This is a genomic window from Sphingobacterium nematocida (assembly GCF_900168125.1).
In the GTDB taxonomy this organism is placed as follows: domain Bacteria; phylum Bacteroidota; class Bacteroidia; order Sphingobacteriales; family Sphingobacteriaceae; genus Sphingobacterium; species Sphingobacterium nematocida.
The window spans coordinates 288,127-301,545 of sequence record NZ_FUZF01000004.1 but is presented as its reverse complement, the minus strand read 5'-3'; the positions used below and the strand labels follow the sequence as shown (position 1 = coordinate 301,545).

The window sequence follows — 13,419 nt, the reverse complement described above, 5'->3', positions numbered from 1 at the left end:
GAGGGATCCAGTACGCTTGTGGCGAATTTAAATCGATACTCAGCGATAATAACATAATCCAGAGTATGAGTAGGAAAGCGAACTGTTGGGATAATGCCGTAGCGGAGAGTTTCTTCAAATCTTTAAAGGCAGAGATGGTCTACCATAGAAGGTTTATGGATCAGCACTCGGCTAAATTAGAGGTGTTCGGATATATAGAAGGTTTTTATAACACTAAAAGAACACATTCGGCTTTAGGTTACAAAACACCTAGGCAAATGGAAGAAATGCTGTTGGGTAAAGAAAGATTAGCAGCATAAAAAAAGTCTCTCATTTTTAGTTGCAGTTCCAGCAAAACCCGTACTAATCCTAAGGAAGCTGATAGTGTTGCAGATGCCGTAATGCATCACGCAATACACTTCCCCAAATTAAGTCTTGGCGTTGTCGCTTTCGGTACCGCGCAGATGCAGGCCATACAAAATGCACTTGAAATACGCCGTAGGAAGAACCCGGATGTAGAAAGTTTCTTTAGAAGTCATCCTAATGAACCATTTTTTGTCAAAAATCTCGAAAATGTTCAGGGAGATGAAAGGGATGTCATTTTTATCAGTATTGGTTATGGCCGTACTGAAGACGGAAAGGTACCGATGAGTTTCGGGCCATTAAATAATGAAGGTGGAGAGCGAAGACTGAATGTTTTGATTACGAGAGCAAAAAGCCGTTGTGAGGTTTTTACGAATATAACTGCTGGGGATATAAATCCAGGGCCAAATGCAAAATTTGGGATATGGGCGTTAAAAAGCTTCCTGTATTATGCGCAGTATGGAAAATTTGAGAGGGACAAAGAGGAAATGGAATACATGCCGTCTCCATTTGAAGAAATCGTGGCGGAAGTACTCCGAGAAAAAGGTTACACCGTACGGGAAAAAGTAGGTTCGGCAGGATTCTATATAGACTTAGCCGTGGTAGATAATGACCATCCCGGAAGGTATTTGCTCGGAATAAATTGTGACGGCAAGACATACCACAATGCGAAGTCTGCGAGAGATCGTGACAGGTTACGCAGCACCGTTCTTGAAAGCATGGGTTGGAACCTATTCCATGTCTGGAGCACAGATTGGTTTAGAAATCCGAAAGGAGAATTACAATTGCTTATAGATGCAATTGAAAAAGCAAAGATGCAGGCCGAGCATAATGATGCTGTTGAAGAAGAAGTAATGGAAGATTTAAAAAGTTTGATTCGCGAAGATACGGTTGAGCATGTTGAGTCTTATGAAAAATATACAGTAGCTACCTTACCTCCGGATGTTTCCTTTCAGGAACTTGCCAACTATTCTACTGCAAGAATTGGAAATTGGATAGCTGAAGTTGTAAAAATCGAAAACCCCATACATTTTGAAGAATTGGTAAGGAGAATAGCCGATGCAAACGGAATATTAAAAATTGGCAGCAATAGTCGTGCAAAAATTGCAAAAGCAACCTCCTATGCGGTCAATAGTGGTTTGGTCCTTAGAAAAAACGACTTCTTATGGCATCCCGAAAATGATACTGCCACTATTCGCGATAGAAGCTTTCTGAACCCTAATTCACGAAAACTAATGTACATTGCCCCCGAAGAAATGAATCTTGCTATAGCTAAAGTGGTAGAGAACTCGATTGCAATACAACCCGAGAGTGCTGTTCCTTTAATAGCGAAAATCTTCGGTTATTCGAGAGTAACGGAAGATATGCGAACATCGATATTAGAATCTGTTCATGATGCCGTAGAGCGCAAAAAAATAACAAAAGACGGAGACTTTTTGAAACCGGTGTAGTTATCAGTGTTCTATAATGTGCCCAGTTGAATTGTGAACACAATGCGTATACAATCGGGAATGTACGATAAAAATGGCGGGGCCAGTTTAATTGTCGATAAGAGAATGCACTGCCAAACGTTGGCGACAGCTCATCGGCTAGATAATTTAATAAGTCGGTCGGAGACTGTAACGTAGACTGTGCCAAAGTGTCAATAAAGAAGGGATTTATTCCTTTCTATCGTTTAAAAATTCATCTGTAAAATGTTCATTATGTTTTGCTTTATTAAATTTTTCAGCATTATAATCAGTGGACTTACCTTTTGGAATAGATAGTGACCGCCATTCATTACCTTGAAGCATTTTGCCAATGTAAACAATTTGACCAATGTGATAAGGGTAATGCGCTAACTGTCTATTAATTGCTTCCATAACACTATGCCCTTGATTTCTAATATAAATTATTTTTGACAGGTCCTCTTGTATTGAATTCAAATTTGTATAGTGGAGCATCCCTTTTACTGCGAGTCTTTAGCTATGAGATCTCTCAAAGTCGTTTGCAAAGCCTCTCCTCTTAATTGGCGCGCTACAATCTTTCCAGATCGATCTAGAAGGAAGTTATCTGGCACACCTCTTAAACCGAATCGATTATAAAGCTGGCTCTTAAACCCACCTGCATCTAGGGTATTTGTCCATGACAAATTTTCTTCTTGTATTGCCTTTAACCATTCATCTTTAGTATCGTCAATGGAAACTGCTAGGATCTCAAAACCTTGAGCCTTGTATTTGGCATATAACTCCAGTAAGTATGGAAATTCTGCACGGCACGACCCGCACCAACTGGCCCAAAAATCAACTAATACATATTTCCCCTTGAAATCTGACAGCTTGCGTATATCTCCATTCAAATCGGAGACCTGAAATTCAGGCAAGAACTTCCCTATCTGTAAATTAGGCATATCGCTAATCTTTTGTGTCAAAAAATGACCACTATAAGTACTTCGCAGCCGAGATGAGAGTAAAGCTTCTAATGGAGCAACAAATTGGAATCTTTCGGGATAAAATCTCATTTGACTGTTCAAAAGATAAAGACTGTAAAAACTGTCTGGATTGAGTGCGACAAAGTCCTGAATAGCCTGTCTAGATAGCGAATCGTATTCGGTCTGTTTCAATTTACGATTTATTTTCTTGCTGTGAGCTAGACTTTCCTCTTTTCGTTCTTTTTCATAACTACGTGCTTCATTATCTAAAGATGCTCCTTTGATGCTATATCTACTATTATCTACTCTGCGATCTTCTTTAGCTCCGACTAACCACCCGGTATGACCATGAAACTGAATCTGCTCTCCTGGCTGTACCCAAAAACTATAGATTTCTTGATTTAGAACCAGTCGGGGATTAAAATCATTATCAATGACTAGATGAAATCTGATAGGCTCGGTTATAAGGCCTGTAAAAGTAAATTGATTACGGTCATCTATCTGAATGGAGTCCCACACTTCCTTACCCGCATCGTCATACAGTATACGATATTTCGAATGTGGAATAGTGTCTATCTGACCGCTTACTGTAAAAGACATCCTTTCTTGAGCATCTGTACGGAAAGTAATACTTGATAAAAGAAAAACAAATGATACTAAGGCAAATAATTGATTCATATTCGTTCGCAAAAAAGTTTACAACATTATCAATAATAAAGATAATATTTTGAGGAAGTGTTTTACTTTATTAATTATTTAATCTTCAATTTCCCCGCTGGGATGATGTCTTTTTCGTATTTAAAATATAATCGATAGCTTCATCTTTCCCCTTCTTAAAATTGTATATGGAATAGGTAATGGCATGGTCTGGCTTTAAGGCTCCTTCGTATCCTTTCCAAACTTCCCAATACCTAGTGGAATATCCAATCTCTAACTGGGAATGGGGCAACTGAAATCCTCTAATCTCTCCGTAATGATTAACATTACCACTTGTGGGCTCGCCTACCAAAATAGCATTGAAGTTTCTTTTTAGATCAACAGCATTGGTCAACGCCGATGAAAACGTGTTTTTACCAATCAATACATAAAGTGATCCCTTTTTATTCAGATGGCTATCCTTGAGCTTGTCTAAGAAGGATTGCAGAATACCGGAATTGCCACCACTATTGTTTCTTAGGTCTATGATCATTCGCTTCGGTTTAGTAGCAGCAATCTCTTGAAATAACTGCTGAGCGAAAGCATCAAATGGTTTTCCCGGTTGTTGATCACATTTTTGATAATTAAAATAGATAGTTTTCTGATCATCTATGAATGAATACCAATAATTTTCGCCCTTACTGTAACGCAAGAGTTTGGAGTCAATATTGACCTTATGCTGTTTAGATGGGTAAAATATATGTCGTGTACCATCAAAAATAAAATCTGCTTTGAGATCTGAATCAGTGATACCGATGCCGTTAAGGATTGTCGGATTTCGGAGCATAAGCATCAAGTAGACATCATAATAAGAAGGATTTCCTTCTTTGACTAGCGTTTTCAAGTCTTCAATAATAGCTTTCGTAGGATGACCATCTATCCCTTGTAGTTGCCGGTATAGAAGGTCGGAATGGGATGAATCGGTAGCGACTACATATATACCTTCTTTGAAAAGATCGAATCTTAAGGGATACAGCAGTGGATAGTTCGACTGAAAAATCATGGTGTGTTCATCTCCTACTTCTTTGATCACTTGCAACAAATGGATGACTAGGTTTTGCTTGGTCAAGGGTTTACCCTCAACATTATGCAGCTTCTTCCTGAAATCTTCGGCACTAATTTTTCAAATAGATTTTTGTGTCGGCTTGCCAATTCACGGCCAAAAAAATCTATGTCTTCTTTGTACTGCTGCTCTGTCAATTCCTGAGCTTTGCTCGACAAAGAACAAATCAGGACTGTTAGGAAAACAATAGATCGGTATTTTATATATCTCATAGTGTATGATATGATCGCATCGATGTGATTAAAGCTCTAACGTTTAAGATGGTACATGTCCAGGATAGAAGTCATTATTGGTTATATGATAACTATTGTAGCGGTGTAAGGGCTTTCGAATTCTTTAACAACACAATATACTGAAAGTAATCTAGCGTTGAAGTCGACTGTTGTGGGGTGAAATTCTCCCCGAACATTCTGGATTTAATAGACACGAGCTTATCTGATGTTAGGAACGGTGATTCTTTCGAATCTAATTTAAACAAATGGATAGAGTTCGGTTTCAGCAGTCCGTTAAAATCATTTATCCCTTTGACCAACATGAATGGTCCATCTGCATTAATCCAACTTATTTTCTGATCGGCTGGAGTGGGAAACTGCGGAGTTTTAGGCAGGTACATCTCGCTATCTAGCGTATAGCTGACGATACTTGACACTTTAAAACCTGAATTTTTAAGATATTCGGCAAAAGGTTTTTTGCCCATTTTTGCTCCATGCTGAAGCACATGGTAAAAACCAAAGAATCCATAAAACTTCTCATCCTGTATACGAAGTCTTTTCAACGAATTGCTGAAATTGACATACATTGCGGAATCCCTAGGAATCTTACGGGAATTATCATCAGAATCGACATCAATCCCAAGTACTTGTACTTTTAAGGAATCGTTTAAAGTTTGGTTATAATCGTAAATATCGCTCCACTTTTCCAATAACTCCTTACTGGATTGTTGTGGAATTCTTTTTCTGATAGCAGTTACAACTTCCTTAAGCAAAGGAAGATTCTTTGTACTATCTATTAGGAAGTGATTTAACTTATCGGCATTAATACTATCTATTTCAGCCACATAATATCTCACTCCCTTCTCTTGATTTAAAAATTTAAGGAAATATTGATCCGCTTTTTGATTATCGGCATAGCCATGTACTTCGCCGAAAAGAAATACTTGGGAGTTAAAAAAATTATCATCAAATAATTTCCCTTCTACCTTGCCAGAAATCTCCTCACGGTTTTCTTTAAGGTAATCGGTAAACTGTTGTTCCTGACTTCCGATAAAAATGCGGTTATTTATAAAAATAAATAAAACAAGCAATAAAACAATAGAAAATATTGTCAACAGGGTATACTTAAGGAAGGTGATCAGTTTCTTCATGGTTATTTTTCAACTGAAAATATCAGAAAAAAAAGAAATAATGAAATTTTGGTCATTAAATATTTTTATGACACTCTATATCAATGATATCCTGTTGGCAATGGCTATCGGTGGTGTGGAGTGTGTTCTCATTACTTTATTCCTGGTCAAGGCTTTTCCATTTTCTCAGGCGACCCAGAATGGCAAAAGTAGGGTCTTGATCAATCTATTCGTACTTGGGCTTTTGGCACTGGTAGGCTATCTGCACATCATGGTTCACCAATATGAACTGGCGATCTGGGGAGCAGCTCTGCTGATGTGGATCCTATTTTTGTTCCTGCTCAAAGTCCTGAAGAAGGAAAACTGGAAAAGCTTGGACTTTGAGGCGAGCTAATTGTATATAATTAAACATACTCTATCTTAAAAAATTTGGTACCGATAGTATGATATTTCAAGGTAAAGTCTTATAAACTGGTTATATTTATAGACTAAATAATCTATCATGGCTGAGAATAATACGCAGAATCTAAAGCACGAGCAAATACAATACATTGAATTTCTCTCAAAAGACATTATCAAAGCAAAACACTTTTATACCCAATGTTTTGACTGGAAGTTTACAGACTATGGCGAAGGATACACAGCATTCGAAGGCGAGTATGTAGACGGCGGTTTTGCTCAGGGAGAACCCATAAATGGGACAATTTTGGTCGTACTCTATTCTGACGATCTTGAAGCTACCAAAACTAAAGTAATGAATGCGGGAGGAACTATTGTTAAAGATATTTTCAGCTTTCCCGGAGGTAGACGTTTTCAATTTACCGATATGGATGGCTATGAACTGGCTGTTTGGTCATTATAAGTTCAGAATAAAGTCATAATTATGTTCAATCTTTTCAAAAAGAACAATTCATTTCCAAAAGAAACAGAACCGGGGAATATTTATATCATTGATAATCGACTTTTTTATGAGGATCATGGCTATCAAGAAAGCGTGGATCTGTCCCTGTTAAAATATGCCTATATCGAAATTTTGGGTGACAACCCCTATCTATTTCTATTCGACTATAGACAGCACTATATACCGGTATTGCTACAGGGGTTCTCTAAAGTATATCCAGTATTATCGGAACGTTTTGGGTTTGATGATATACTATTCTTTAAAACCATAACTAGTAAAGATGAACAGAAGCATCGTATCTGGATGGATAAAAAACCGACAAACTATCGGGTATTAACGGATCAATACACGGACTACGAAGATGGATTTGAGGTGCAAATGCACACACCACTATTTGTCTCTTGGGATACTACGTATGAGGAATTTTTAAAACTCGACATCGGACATCTATACCAATCTGAATTTGAGACGAGTTACTTTAAAATCGATTACCCTGTGCGGATAGGTTCTTTAATAATGGATGTTCTAGAATTTTACTACGATGAAAATGAGCGTCAAAATATAGCAGTTCAATCGTATTTTACGACCCTATATGCAGATTCGCACACAGATGAAAGTTATAACGAGCTGCGCAAACTTTGGATGAATGAAATTCCTACTGATATTGATGACGCGGGTTACGAACGTGAGGATCAAAAACATTTAACATTTGATATGGATGGAATAGGTCTTTCAATCTGTTATACCTATGATGTGGATGGTCAATACGACGATGGTGGAACATCACTAACAATAAGCAATTATAGGGATTATTCGGATAGCGTTTTACTGGAAAATTTGGAATTAAACCCTGAAACCACACAAATTCTGACGTTTGATAGCTCCTTAGATTTTCAACCCGATTACAAAAACAATGCTAGCGTCATTGCTTTGCCTGCATTAGTGGCTGAAAAAGCTAAACATCGCCAAGCGTTTTGGTTCGCTGACGATAATACATTTGGTTTTACTGGAGATCAGTATGCTATCCAATTTGACCGCAAAGATGTAAGTCAGATTATTGTACAAAATGTATTACCGGCAAAAGGCGGTGGGTATGTGGAACTTTTTGTCCGGTTGACGTCGAATGATTTAGTAACGATTTACTACGGTGAACAGCAATCATTAGATGCCTACGTACAACCGCTACAAAACCTTCTAGGCATTGAGGTGGAAACACCAGAACCTTATCATAATTGTTAATGATTGACGGTATAATAATGAAAGGCCCTTTTCAAATCATGATTGAAAAGGGCCTTTCATTATTATATGAAATAGATTCTACCAGCCTGGATTTTGTTTGATATTTTCTCTATTTTTAGCAATTTCATCCAAAGGAATAGGCCACAAGTAGTCTTTCTTAGGATCAAATTTCCTTAAAGATGCATCTTGTAAGACTACGTAACCTTTTGCATTTTTCGGTGTTGTAGCGCTCCACTTTTCACCTGGATCGGTAAGATACTCCGAAAAGAAATAGCTTCCTATTAACGATTCTTTCATTTCTACCTCAGCTTTCTTCCATCGAATCAGATCCCAGTAGGCTTGTCCTTCGTAAGCTAGCTCAACTAAACGTTCGCGTCGAATTTCTTCCTGCATACTAAGCCCGTTAGCTGTAGCAAATGCATTTGTCAACTTGGGCAGTGATACATAATTAGGGACACCCGTTGTGCCGATATTTACCTGCGGCAATCGTCCACGCAAGGCATTCACAGTCTTATCTAGATCAGCATCACTGATACTACCATTAAGTTCATACTGAGCCTCGGCATAAATCAATAATACTTCAGCATATCGCAAAATCGGTTTGTCAATATAAGATGCTTGAATATTCCAAAAAGCTTTATTAGCGTATTTACGAATACCATATCCACTAACGTGTTGCCTAGGGTTGGGTATTGTATAGTTACTACTTTGTATAAACTCATCTCCTCTTTTGAATATCGTAAACGACATTCGAGGATCTTTTTTAGCAAAGTATCCCGCATGTGTTGTTTGTGCTGTAGGCTCGGAATACAAGGGTGATTTTTCAATAGGCAAACCGTCTGCCATTAAATACTTTGAAACAAAGTTTTGTGTTGGAGTTACATTTGCACCTTCATAATAACGTTGCACAGGCGTAGAAACAATACTATTAGCTTGATTAACACCATAGGCCTTCACAATAATATTTTCCTTATTAGCTCGCCCATCACCGGCTTCTTGAAACAAATTATAATAAGCATCATTTGTGACTTGACCACCGCTCCCTGTACCTGGCTTTGAAAACAAAGCATAATCGTTCGAATTCATCACTGCTTCTGCGGATTCCTTAGCCAAAGTCAGATGTTTATTCGCATCACCGTACTCGTGAAACTTTTCTCTTGTTCCTTCAAATAGAGCTACACGTGCTTTGAAAGCCTGCACCGCAGTTTTAGAAATTCGTCCATATTCTTTGGCTGTATTTAAAGCATCAGGGCTTCTTAATACAGATATTGCAAAATCTAAATCCTCAAAAATAAAATTCAAAAGCTCTTCTCTAGTTGCACGGGGAGTCAATAGCTCTGGAGAATTAACACTTAAAGTCTTGGTTATGATTGGAACGCCTCCAAATCGCTTAAACATTTCGAAATAATACCATGCACGAAAGAATCTGGCCTCTCCAACATACCAATTGACCTCATCTGCATTAGCACCTTTCGCTAATACTTCAGTCGACTTCTCGATAAGTTTGTTTGCTTGAAAAATGCCATAGTAATTGTAATCTCCACTAGAAGCCGGAGCGACTCGAGATCCATCACTGATGTTTCGGTCATTTCCACTATTCGTAAAAGCGTAACATGACCAAACATCCTGTGCTACATCTGTAGTTGTTAACCCAGGTAATGTAGAGTAAAAGTAGTTAGCTGCCATTCGTAAATCAGCACTGGTGTTCCAAAAGTTATTATCACTTAGATTATCTGCAGGGAACGTATCTATTTTGCAAGAACTAACCGAAGCTAGCATTGTACTTGCAAAGAATATATATATAAATCGCTTTTTCATGTTAATAATACTATAAATCAATATTTAAACCAAAGGAGATTGTCGTTGCAAAGGGATACGGAGAAATCTTATTATCTTCGGGTCTGATCTCCGGATCAATTGCCCCTTTAAAAATCCCTAATTTAGAAACAGTCAATAAGTCCTCCCCTGATACATATACTCTAACTCTGGAGAAAGGTAGTTTTGCAAAATTCTGCTTATTTAGCGTATAACCCAATTGTACATTCTTCAGTCGTGCATAGGCTCCACTTACAAACCATTTTTCAGAGTTTACAAAATTGTGATTTCCTTCTAAATAGGGTCTTGGAAATGCAGCATCTCTATTGTCTTCTGTCCAATAATCCATATGGAAACTCATCGGTAAATAATAAGAATACAGTTGTGGTTGAATCAATTCATTACTTGGCTTCAAATTTCTCTTACCAATACCTTGTATAAAGAACGTAAAATCAAAGTTCTTATAAGAAAAATCAGCATTGATTCCGAACTGGTATCTTGGATTAGTATCACCAAGATACACCAAATCACCTGTATCACCAATTATATTCTTACCAGGTGTAATCTCTCCATCTCCATCAATGTCTACATAGCGAATATCACCAATACCTGGAACGCCTGTCTTGTTCAGAATCCTCGTATATTTTGGTGCCTTATCCACCTCTTCTTGACTTTGAAAATACCCATCCGTCTTATAGCCCCATATCGAATTTAAAGCATATCCCTCTACTGTAGCATTTATACCTGAATTAATAATATTTCCATTGCCTCGAAAGTCAATCAACCTATTTCTATTATCCGCTAAACTTACCCCGACGTTGTACGAAAAATCTGATGCCGTTTTGTCTTTATAAGCCAAACCAAATTCCCAGCCCCAAGCTTTTAGTCTCGCATCATTGGACTTTGGAACATTAATACCGATAGTCGCTGGGTAATTAATAGATACAAACATGTTGTTGTTGAATTTATTATAGTAGTCAAAACTACCAGTCAGTTTTCTATTCAACAGAGAAAAGTCTAAACCGACATTGCGATCCTCGACGGTCTCCCAGCCCATTTCAGTACCTGGGATCATGTTTTGAAAGCTATAGGTCTGTCTTGTGTCTCCTAATAGCACGTTGGTTCCCGTTCCCAACATGGCTATGTGATCGTAATATCCAATTCCCTTTTGTAATCCAACTTTACCCCAGGAACCACGTAATTTTAAATCGTTGATGGTCTTTGACATCCCTTCAAACCAATCCTCTTTTGATATGTTCCATCCTGCAGAAAATGAGGGAAATATATTTACACGGTTACCAGGTGTTAACCTCGAGCTTTCATCTCTTCGAATGGTTGTTTCAAAAAGATATTTTTCTTTATAGTTATAGGTAAGACGGCCAAAGAAAGCTTGCTTAACTTCTTCTTCGCTCCCCTGTGAGTTAGATTTATTCAACGGATCAGAAGTGAAGTTCAAGCTCGGGTTGTCATTCACATATAATCCCTTTGTCGAAGCAAAGACATTCTTATACTTGTAATGATCCCATTGAAAACCACCCATAACATGGAAGTTATGACTATTATTTAATGAAAATTTGTAATCAGCGATAACCTGTGCATTTTCTTTAAGCCAATTGTAATTGGTAACTGAATAGTTATTCGGATTATTTAGCTGGGATGATGTACTGGGGGTTGGCCCGGAATAATATGTGACAGTACGTCTGAAGTTTCTGTTTTCTCGGATTCTATCTTCTCTACCATAAATTAACCGAATGTCTAATCCATCAATAAAATTATTGAATGTAGCAGTAAAGTTATTTATATAGTTCGTCTGACGATCACGATTGAAACCACCATCTTTTAACAACGCGTATCCAAATGCAGAAGATGTGCCCGATCTATAATATGTACCATCTTCATTGTAAATCGGGAAGCGCATTCTTGAGGAATAAAACTGTCGCAAAATCCCGTTACCTCCCCCATCTATACCATAACCTCCGTCTTGAGGATTGTCGGTATCTTCTTTTACATAAGCTGAACGGATATCTAATTTAAGATATTGGTTAACTTTTGCGGACAAATTAACACGTCCGTTTAATCGGCCATATTTGTCTTCCCCAACTTTAAACATACCATTTTGGCTCATATGTCCCAATGATGCTAGATAAGTGACACTTTCATTGCCTCCAGAAAACTGTAAATTATTATTGTAAATGTTATACTTCTTTTGAACAACCTGATCAATAAGACTTTCTTGATTGTATGTTCTCCATTGCCCGTTGGATCCTAAAACAAAAGTAGGCCCATTTACTGCATAATTTAAATCTTCAGGGCTATACTCAGCGCCAACGCCAGCATTTTGACGTGCTAAATTCACGTAATTCATCTCATCAATCAGCGACAGTCTTTTAGGAATATTCCCCGGACGTTGCACTCCTAAATTGCTATTAAATGAAATACGAGATTGACCGCTGCGTCCTGCCTTGGTCGTAATAAGTACAGCTCCTCCCGCTCCATCGGTTCCATAGATTGCAGTTGCCCCAGCATCTTTTAGAACAGAAATATTTTCTATATCGGAAGGGTTGATCGCTGTAAATGCGGATTCTGAGCTCAAAACACCATCGATTACGTACAACGGCGGAGTCGTTCCATTCGCCGATGATGCACCTCTGATTTGAAGATTCAACCCTTGAGCACCTGGCCGTCCTGAATTTCGAGTAACAACCAACCCAGGTGCCGCCCCTTGTAACATGTTAGCAATTGACGGCGAGGGTCTATTCTCTAATACTTTTTTATCAACCTGCGTCACTGCTGTAGTAACATTGGCTCTCTTTTGACTACCATATGCCACAACGACAACTTCTTCTAATAGATCTTCATCTGCGGAAAGGGTAATTAATCCCGCATTCGTGCCTTTAACTTCAATTGTTTGATACCCCATGAATCTAACTACCAATGTGACACTCGTAGAATTAACCTTCAGGGTATATGTACCATTATTATTCGTTGAAGTGCTATTGTTTGTTCCTTTTTCATTGACCGTTACCCCTGCTATTGGTTTGCCTTCGGCATCAACTACCTTCCCCGAAATAGTTGATTGCAAGATAGGAACGGTAGTAATGGTGGAACTCGATGACTCTGCAGCCATTGCAAACTGTGCACTCAAGGGAGTGCCAATAAGTGTCAAAGCTAACCCCAACTTCCAGTTGAAAAATGGGATGCTTCTGTTGTACGTGGAAATCTTACTTCTCATTAGATAACACAATTTATTGAGTATAATGTTAGTCAGCACATTGACCACATGTGCTAACACAATGTTACGTCAATAATTTCTCAAACTTATTCGATCAAAACAACGCAATCGATTGCCTTTATGACGAAATCGATTGCGATCAGATTGAAAGAACAAAAAAAAGTTTTGATTATAAGTAGTCCTATTTAGAAAAAAGTGAGATAGATATTAGGTATCCAATGCGTGTATTTTATAGACCAAATAAGGGTTAATTGATTCAAAACTACGTAGACAAAAAAAACACAAAAACCTCAAACACAATGTTTTGATTTTTTTCAAAAATTAACTGTACCCGCCTTAGAAGAAAACAGAATATAGTTTTCTGCAAAGGATCATTTAG

Annotated in this window: 11 protein-coding genes and 1 pseudogene; 5 read left to right on the top strand and 7 right to left on the bottom strand. The window is 37.9% G+C overall.

Annotated elements, in window-relative coordinates; translation table 11 throughout:
* Both B5X76_RS07720 and B5X76_RS07715 read left to right on the top strand, forming a co-directional pair.
* Window positions 1-299 (top strand): IS3 family transposase (locus B5X76_RS07720; protein WP_139375235.1); only part of this gene is annotated, 299 nt, incomplete at its 5' end.
* 12 nt (window positions 300-311) lie between these two features.
* Window positions 312-1,421 (top strand): annotated as a pseudogene (locus tag B5X76_RS07715) (DUF3320 domain-containing protein); the annotation flags it as partial.
* 193 nt (window positions 1,422-1,614) lie between these two features.
* On the opposite strand, the gene B5X76_RS22440 reads toward B5X76_RS07715, so the two are convergent.
* The 5 genes from B5X76_RS22440 to B5X76_RS07695 form a co-directional block, all read right to left on the bottom strand.
* Window positions 1,615-1,980 carry a DUF1016 N-terminal domain-containing protein gene (locus B5X76_RS22440; RefSeq protein WP_394333399.1) on the bottom strand — a complete coding sequence of 122 codons (366 nt, stop codon included), beginning with the start codon at window positions 1,978-1,980 and terminating at the stop codon, window positions 1,615-1,617.
* Window positions 1,981-2,000: 20 nt separating this feature from the next.
* Window positions 2,001-2,285 (bottom strand): DUF1572 family protein, encoded by a 285-nt coding sequence (locus tag B5X76_RS07710; RefSeq protein WP_079642525.1) that lies wholly within the window; start codon window positions 2,283-2,285, stop codon window positions 2,001-2,003.
* A 5-nt stretch (window positions 2,286-2,290) separates the two neighbouring features.
* Entirely contained in the window at window positions 2,291-3,430 is a 1,140-nt protein-coding gene (locus B5X76_RS07705; RefSeq protein ID WP_079642524.1) for a TlpA disulfide reductase family protein, read from the bottom strand.
* Between the two features lie 85 nt (window positions 3,431-3,515).
* A complete protein-coding gene (locus B5X76_RS07700; protein ID WP_139375234.1) occupies window positions 3,516-4,517 on the bottom strand; it encodes a S41 family peptidase in 1,002 nt (333 codons plus the stop codon).
* A 298-nt stretch (window positions 4,518-4,815) separates the two neighbouring features.
* Window positions 4,816-5,874: a hypothetical protein gene (locus B5X76_RS07695; protein WP_079642522.1), complete on the bottom strand. Its 1,059-nt coding sequence runs from the start codon at window positions 5,872-5,874 to the stop codon at window positions 4,816-4,818.
* A gap of 40 nt (window positions 5,875-5,914) precedes the next feature.
* Between B5X76_RS07695 and B5X76_RS07690 the strand changes: the two genes are divergently transcribed.
* The 3 genes from B5X76_RS07690 (at window position 5,915) to B5X76_RS07680 (ending at window position 7,993) form a co-directional block, all read left to right on the top strand.
* Window positions 5,915-6,247: a hypothetical protein gene (locus B5X76_RS07690; RefSeq protein WP_139375233.1), complete on the top strand. Its 333-nt coding sequence runs from the start codon at window positions 5,915-5,917 to the stop codon at window positions 6,245-6,247.
* A gap of 108 nt (window positions 6,248-6,355) precedes the next feature.
* Entirely contained in the window at window positions 6,356-6,715 is a 360-nt protein-coding gene (locus B5X76_RS07685; RefSeq protein ID WP_079642520.1) for a VOC family protein, read from the top strand.
* A 21-nt stretch (window positions 6,716-6,736) separates the two neighbouring features.
* Window positions 6,737-7,993 carry a hypothetical protein gene (locus B5X76_RS07680; RefSeq protein ID WP_079642519.1) on the top strand — a complete coding sequence of 419 codons (1,257 nt, stop codon included), beginning with the start codon at window positions 6,737-6,739 and terminating at the stop codon, window positions 7,991-7,993.
* Between the two features lie 78 nt (window positions 7,994-8,071).
* On the opposite strand, the gene B5X76_RS07675 is transcribed toward B5X76_RS07680, so the two are convergent.
* The gene (locus tag B5X76_RS07675; RefSeq protein WP_079642518.1) at window positions 8,072-9,811 is read right to left on the bottom strand and encodes a RagB/SusD family nutrient uptake outer membrane protein; all 1,740 of its coding nucleotides are present in this window, start codon (window positions 9,809-9,811) and stop codon (window positions 8,072-8,074) included.
* Window positions 9,812-9,821: 10 nt separating this feature from the next.
* Window positions 9,822-13,040, bottom strand: coding sequence for a SusC/RagA family TonB-linked outer membrane protein (locus tag B5X76_RS07670; protein ID WP_176141011.1), 3,219 nt, complete (start codon window positions 13,038-13,040; stop codon window positions 9,822-9,824).
* Between the last annotated feature and the right edge of the window lie 379 nt (window positions 13,041-13,419).